The following is a 7225-nucleotide window of genomic DNA, read 5'->3' as shown; positions in this document are numbered from 1 at the left end:
GGAAGTAGCTTCTATACCTACCATCCGCTCCCTGTCAAGAATTTTTTTGAAAAAAACAAAACTTCCAAACAAGCTTCTTTTAAAAACTCACAAGGCCGCGCCAAGTAAAAAATTATCTCGATGGATTGCTTCGCTATAAGCACATTGTCCAAGAATATTTTCGATTTCCGAGCTTTTTCTACCCATGATTTGTTTGAGTTCAGATGATTTATAATTAGTCAAACCCACTCCCAGGGACTCACCGCTTTCAGCATCGATCACTTTAACCAAGGCACCTTTTCCGAACTTCCCCCTCACATCCACTATCCCTGCCGGCAATAAACTCTTGCCCTGGTTGACAATAGCCTCGGCCGCTCCCTTGTCCACCAAGACCTCTCCTCTCGGATCCAAATTATAGGCCAGCCAGAATTTACGTCTGGAGATTGATTTCTCTTCCGGAAAAATAAATGTGCCCAATTCCTCACCAGAAAACACCCTCTCCAGGGCAAACCTGGTTTTTCCAGAAACTATTAGCGTAGGCACTCCTATTTGTGCAGCGCGTCTGGCAGCCAAAAGCTTACTGTACATGCCGCCTGTACCCTGTGTTGTTTTTCCTTGGCAGATCTCTTCCAGGTCAAGTTTAGATATATCCTTTATATAAGGAAGAAGTTTAGCGTTTTTATACTTCATGGGGTTAGCGTTATAAACGCCATCAGCCGAGGTCAGGTTTATAAACAAATCAGCTTCAACCAAATTGAGGACCAAGGCCGCCAAGGCATCATTGTCTCCAAACTTTAACTCCTGAACGACCACTGTATCATTTTCATTTATAATAGGAATAACCTTCCAGGACAAAAGATTGAGCAGAGTGTTTCGAGCATTGAGAAACCTCTCCCTGCTTTTTAGATCATCCTTTGTCAGCAGGACCTGGGCGGTTATCTTATCATATCTCGCGAATGCTTCATCATAAGCGTGCATCAGTCTGCTCTGGCCAATTGCCGAAACTGCCTGCTTATATGCTAGACACTCCTTTACGTTACAAGAGCTCATGACCTTGCATCCGGCGGCCACAGCTCCCGATGAAACCAAAATGACATCCCGCCCTTGGTCATGAAGAAGAGAAATCTCATCTGCCAACCTGTTAATGACTCTCGGATCCAGGCCATTAGCACCGGTTAAAACCGCACTGCCAACCTTGATGACTACTTTTTTGGCCCGGCTTAAAACTTGTTCTTTATATTTTTTATATTCCTGCAACATTGCGTTGATTCTTTAGCCGTAGTTCGAGATTAGAGATAACCCTGCACCACCACCCTCTAACCACTCCGTGACAATAAATAAAATTTTTCCCACATAGCCTTGAGTAGTGGACCGACACCTTTGCCATTCAAGGCAGAAATCAAAAATACTTTTTGCTTGTATGCGCTCAAAATTTTTTGAAGCTTATTTATTTCTACTTCACTCAACAAATCAATTTTATTCAAAACCAAAACCTGCTCTTTTTGGGCCAAATCCGGGCTACATTCCCATAATTCGTTATTAATTAACTCAAAACCAGAAAATATATCGTCCAGATCTACATCTTCTACACTTAAAATATGCACCAAAAACTTGGTCCGCTCCACATGTTTTAAAAACCTATCTCCTAATCCCTGCCCCTTATGCGCCCCCTCAATAAGGCCCGGGATATCGGCAACAACCATCCGCCGACCGAAATCATCTTCCACTACCCCCAAATTAGGGGTCAAGGTGGTAAATGGATAAGGTCCGATTTTGGGCCTGGCTGCAGATATCTTTGAGATGAAGGTAGATTTACCGGCATTTGGCAGACCAACCAAGCCTACATCAGCGATAACCTTCAACTCCAGACGGATTGTTTTTTCTTCCCCTTCCTCACCAGGCTGGGCGAATCTTGGGGTACGCATGGTTGAAGACTTGAAGTGCACATTGCCTTTGCCCCCGCGACCTCCCTTAGCCACTAAAAACATCTGTCCATCTTGAACGAGATCGACCAAAAGCTTTTCCCGTCCATCCTCTAAAACTTCGTACACTAAAGTCCCCACGGGCACGTCAATTATCAGGTCATCACCAGAGCGACCATAGCGCTGCTTGCCCATCCCTGGCTGCCCATTTCGAGCCTCATGGACTCTTTTATGACGAAAATCATAAAGTGTTAGAAGCTTAGAGCTGGCCCTAAGATAAACATCCCCTCCTTTGCCTCCGTCTCCGCCATCAGGCCCACCTTTGGGAACATATTTTTCCCTGCGAAAGGATACGCATCCATTGCCCCCCTTGCCTGAGCGGACTAAAATCTTTGCTTCGTCTACAAAACGCATACTTTACTGCTATAAGCCAGGTGACAGACTTACCAACTTAAACATGGACCTGAATATCTGCCACTAACTCTCTAAGTTTAATGTTCTATTTGTTACAATTCCTACTTATAAACAACAAATACCTAAAATATTCGTTTTCGCAAGGCAATACTTGGAAAAATAAAAAAAGCCGCCCAGAGGAAATCCAGGCGGCTAACAGGCAAAAAGTTACTTTCTGTCTGACTAAACAGCAGGGACTACACTAACTCTGGTTTTAACCTTTTTATTGCGGACAAATTTTTCAAATTTAACCACCCCATCCGTAAGAGCGAACAGGGTGTAATCTTTACCCATGCCCACATTTTTCCCTGGATGAACCTTGGTGCCCAATTGACGAACCAAAATATTCCCTGCCCGTACCTTTTGGCCGCCGAAGCGCTTCACGCCTCTTCTTTGACCAATACTATCTCGACCATTCCTGGAACTTCCTCCAGCTTTCTTATGAGCCATAATATCCTCCCTTAACTAGGCCTGTATAGCCTTCACCCTAAGGGTTGTAAAATCCTGACGATGACCTTGCTTTTTACGGTAGTCTTTGCGGCGCTTTTTCTTGAAAACAATAATCTTTTTCTCTCGGCCATGATTTAAAACATCGCAGACAACCTTGGCCTGCTGAACATACGGCTGACCAATCTGAACTTCGCCGCCCTGACCAACAACCAAAACCTTATCCAAAGTAATCTCAGAACCGGCCTCTGCCTGAAGCTTACTAACTTTGACCTGCTGTCCTTCTTGGACCCGGTATTGTTTTCCTCCGGTTTCAACTATAGCAAACATTGTCTTACCTCCAGAAAAGTGAAACGGAACTAGTAAACTAACTTTTCCTGGTTAGTCAAGTTATTTTTAACAGTTTAACACGGCCACGTCATTCTTCAATTTCAAAATGGCCGGTTGTCAGTCTAAGCAGCCCGGGCCAGAAACAAAACCTGAACCTGCTTGGCTCCGCCCTGAAGAAGAACGTGTGTGCACTCCTCCAGAGTAGTCCCCGTAGTCATGATATCGTCAATCAATAAAATTTTTTTATTGCGTAATATATCTGAAGGAATCAAAAAACTATTTTTAAGGTTAGCCAAGCGCTCAGTTCTGTTCAATATACTCTGTGCAGGAGTATGTTTTTGTTTCTCAAAGCCTTGTCTCTTGACCGGAGTATCAATTTTCCGAGCAAAAATTTTAGCCAACTCCAGGCTCTGGTTAAACCCTCTCTCTCTTAATTTTTTGTTGTGCATGGGTACAGAAAGAATGAAATCCGGACGATCAAGACCATGCCACTTATATGCTTCATAGAGCAGAAAGGCCAAAACCCTGCCTAAACTCAACTTCTGGGTAAATTTATATTCAAGAATCAGTTGTTTTAACAAACCATCGTACACTCCATAAAAACCAAGTCCAGACCAAGAAGGAGGAGCCTCACGACACTGAAGACATTGATAGGGGTTCTCATTTAACACATAGACTTGGCCACAGGAAACACAGTACCCGTATCGGACAGGAGATAGCTTGGTCTGACAATCACGGCACAAAAACTTGCCTTTAGAAACAACCTGGCCACAAATATCACACCGGCTCTGGACAAATATATCCTTCAAAGCTGTCAACATTCTTTCGGTTTAAGCTGCATTTTTCAGTGTAGGGCCTTGAAGAACGCTGAGTTAACAAGAGTCCATCAGATGAACAATAATTAGGCCCATGTTAAAAAATACTTTTGCAGAAATGTCAGATTGCGAACTCACGTATCTTTTGGTGGATTTTACTATCAGACTTTAGAGCGTCTACTTTATCCAGGCCACGTAAATTCAGATACTCCAGATTATAATTAAACGGAGACAAAAAATATTTCAGGGTTAATTGACTGCCAGCGAACAGCTTATCACCTTTTTTGCGTCCGGCTATGAGGATGATTTTCGCCTGTCCCCTATGAACTTTTAATTGCTCTTTAATCCACATAGCATAAAAAGACTGGCTTCTATCAATCAGGGCCTTTAAAGTAGCCGGTAAATGATAAAAATAAATAGGGGAGCAAAGAAAAAGCCTTCTGAAAGTTAAAATCTTTTCTAAAACCATCTGAGCATCATCATTTGCCGCCAGTACACAATGTCCAAGCCGCTCCTCGACACATTTCTGGCAACCCTGACAAGGGACGATCTTGAACTGCCGCAGATAAATTACTTCCGGAGAGAACCCCTGCTGCTCAAGGGTGTCAGCTATAAGCTTGGCAGCGGTATCGGTATTGCCACCTGGCCTTGGACTGCAGGCCAGGATCAAACTGTCATACTTCATGTTTTACGCTCAAAAACACCCTCAATATAAACATCGAATTCTTTTATGTTTAATTCCCAGTGCGGCGCGATATACAAGGCATTTTTTAATTGGTCCAAGGCATTTTTTTGTATCAAAACTGTTATTTTTTGGCCCCTGGAAAGACGGAGGTACCAACTTACCTCCTGACCAACTCCTCAACATTTATGCCGAAAGTCCAGCTCAATATCTTTATCGAGCATGATTCCCCCTAGAATCTATCTGAGCATATATATTGATGTACTCTGAGACCATTCGACTGGCAGAGAAGAACCGTTTGCCCCGCTCAAAAGCCGTGTCAGCCATAAATTTTGCTCTTCGTCTCTTTTTTAAGAGACGAACTACCTCTTGGGCCAGTTCATCCCAATTGCCTGAATTTATTAAGATACCTGTCTCCCCGTGAACAATCTGCTCTCCAATGCCTCCTACATTAAAGGCCACCACTGGCAACTTGCAACGCATGGCCTCCAGGACAATTAAGGGATGGTTGTCAGCCAAAATGGGATACGCCAGCACCGAGCAGCTTTGCATAAGCGCATATAACGTATCCTGAGGTAAATAAGGCAAAAAATATAAATTTCTTTTTTGCCGGATCCTATCACCACCTACAAACAATCCCTTTGCCTCAGGCATTGCCTCGGCTATCTTTTGCCACACATCCTCCCATCTTGATCCGCCTTTGTAAACAGCTTTGGTGCCACCGTGGGCCACAAAAAGAACACTGGGATATTTTTTTAAAAAATTAAACTGATTTTGATTTAATATCCCGCTATCTTTTACGTCTTCCCCGTCCCACTCAATGCCATTGGGAATAACCTTTATCTTAAGTTCAGGTAACACTTGGCGCACCATCTTCCCCAGCCATTTGGAAGGAGAGACAATAAGCGGTCTCATTTGGAAAAGCAGTTCTTTTTTGCCTTGCCACACCCTGTGGCTTTGTACAAACCCGCGTTCACAGTACTCGCACCCTGTTTTCCACTGCTCACACTGCATAGGATGAACACATCCACCTGTGATCAAAGAACAATCGTGGGCAGTGATCACCACCCTGGCCAGACCTGCAATTTTTTTCAGCACATCCAGCCAGTCCAAGCAGGAATGAATATGCAAAATACTTCTATCAGTCTTTTGTAACAGACCTTCTAAACCTTGTCCCTCAATATCCCAGAGATGCTCACTTAGTACACCCTGGCTGGACAAACGTTTATGTAAAATTCTGGCAACCCTGGCTGCCCCGCCTTGTTCTTTTAAGGCGGTAAAATGAACAACTTGCATTCGTTATTAGGGATTCGAGTCTTAAACTTACCGTTAATACAGAATTCAACTAAATAATTGAGACTTCATGAAAAAAATGGATTATGCAGTCTTTCATCCATGACCCTGGTTTCTTCACCATGACCAGGATAAATAATGGTATCGTCCGGCAGGGTAAAAATCTTTTCCAGGGCTGATTTTTTAAGAATTTCAAGACTACCCCCCGGAAAATCAGTACGGCCCACGGAGCGGAAAAATATCAAATCCCCCACAAAAACTGCCTCAAGTTCAGGAAAATAAAAAGAAAGACTGCCTGGAGTATGACCGGGCGTAGCCAGTACTTGACAGGCGAAACCTAAAAAATTCTGCTCACTTTCGCTTAAATCAACAAAATCAAATGGCTCTGTCTCCGGGAAATCCATGAATCCACCTGCGCCAAGTTCTGTTTGCAATAAAAACTCATCTTCCTTGTTAGCCAAAATTGGGGCCCCGGTTGCACGGGCCAAGGCAGCATTGCCCTGGATATGGTCAAAATGAAGGTGAGTATTTAAAATATGGGTCAGCTTAAGATTATTTTGAGACAAAAAAGAAATAACCTCGCGTGGGTCCCCACCCGGATCTATAACCACAGCCTCATTCTGATGAACAATCAGGTAGCAATTGGTTTGAAGAACTCCGAGTTGAAAAATCCTGATTTCTGCCATTTAAAACTCCTCTAAAAGTAGTTGTGATAAATCTTTTCGGGAAGAACTACCTTCTTGCGCAGGATGGCCCAGAGCAATAACGGCCATTAACTCCAGTTGCTCAGGGTCTGTATTTAAAACTTCATGCACTTGAGTTTCCTGATTTAAAATCTCGCCCAGCCAGACAGCGCCCAGGCCCAATCCATGAGCGGCCAAAAGCATATTCTGAATACAAGCCCCGACACCCTGATAATCTTTTGTGGCATTATACATGGCATCCTTGGCCAAAAAAACTACGATCAAAGTATTGGCCTGACGCACAATGTGTCCATATCTAGTACACTCGGCCAATTTAGCTTTACGCTGCTCATCCTTAACGACCAAAAAACGCCAAGGCTGATTATTCAGTCCGGAAGGAGCCCACCGCCCAGCATCAAGAATCTTTATGATTTTTCCCCTGTCCACGTCCTGATCTGTAAACTTGCGGATACTTCTGCGATTAAATATAGCATCAAAAATATCTACCGTCATATTACCTCCTCCCTATGAGTTTATCGCGTCCACTGCGTTTTTGGAGTCTAATTAGAGCCTGTGGCCGAACCTTTTTATCAACTTAATTTCCATGGTTTATTCTAGTCT

At 43.5% G+C, this 7225-nt stretch carries 9 protein-coding genes; all 9 read right to left on the bottom strand.

The window, feature by feature from the left end; genetic code table 11:
• Positions 1-87: 87 nt before the first annotated feature.
• On the bottom strand, positions 88-1239 hold the full coding sequence (gene proB / locus AC3WVG_RS10840) for a glutamate 5-kinase (protein ID WP_488798132.1): 1152 nt from the start codon (positions 1237-1239) through the stop codon (positions 88-90).
• 56 nt (positions 1240-1295) lie between these two features.
• Positions 1296-2315, bottom strand: coding sequence for a GTPase ObgE (obgE, locus tag AC3WVG_RS10835; protein WP_488798131.1), 1020 nt, complete (start codon positions 2313-2315; stop codon positions 1296-1298).
• A gap of 222 nt (positions 2316-2537) precedes the next feature.
• Positions 2538-2804, bottom strand: coding sequence for a 50S ribosomal protein L27 (gene rpmA, locus AC3WVG_RS10830; protein ID WP_252381478.1), 267 nt, complete (start codon positions 2802-2804; stop codon positions 2538-2540).
• Between the two features lie 15 nt (positions 2805-2819).
• The gene (rplU, locus tag AC3WVG_RS10825) at positions 2820-3131 is read right to left on the bottom strand and encodes a 50S ribosomal protein L21 (protein WP_252381479.1); all 312 of its coding nucleotides are present in this window, start codon (positions 3129-3131) and stop codon (positions 2820-2822) included.
• 122 nt (positions 3132-3253) lie between these two features.
• Entirely contained in the window at positions 3254-3952 is a 699-nt protein-coding gene (locus tag AC3WVG_RS10820; protein ID WP_488798130.1) for a ComFC family protein, read from the bottom strand.
• 115 nt (positions 3953-4067) lie between these two features.
• Positions 4068-4631: a flavodoxin family protein gene (locus AC3WVG_RS10815; RefSeq protein ID WP_488798129.1), complete on the bottom strand. Its 564-nt coding sequence runs from the start codon at positions 4629-4631 to the stop codon at positions 4068-4070.
• A gap of 210 nt (positions 4632-4841) precedes the next feature.
• The gene (locus tag AC3WVG_RS10810; protein ID WP_488798128.1) at positions 4842-5924 is read right to left on the bottom strand and encodes a glycosyltransferase; all 1083 of its coding nucleotides are present in this window, start codon (positions 5922-5924) and stop codon (positions 4842-4844) included.
• A 65-nt stretch (positions 5925-5989) separates the two neighbouring features.
• Positions 5990-6607: an MBL fold metallo-hydrolase gene (locus tag AC3WVG_RS10805; protein ID WP_488798127.1), complete on the bottom strand. Its 618-nt coding sequence runs from the start codon at positions 6605-6607 to the stop codon at positions 5990-5992.
• A complete protein-coding gene (locus AC3WVG_RS10800; RefSeq protein WP_488798126.1) occupies positions 6608-7117 on the bottom strand; it encodes a nitroreductase family protein in 510 nt (169 codons plus the stop codon). It lies immediately after the preceding gene.
• Positions 7118-7225 lie beyond the last annotated feature (108 nt).

This window comes from Desulfovulcanus sp., from assembly GCF_982781345.1.
Note: the sequence above shows the minus strand (reverse complement) of the source record. Positions and strands in the feature narration are given on the sequence as shown.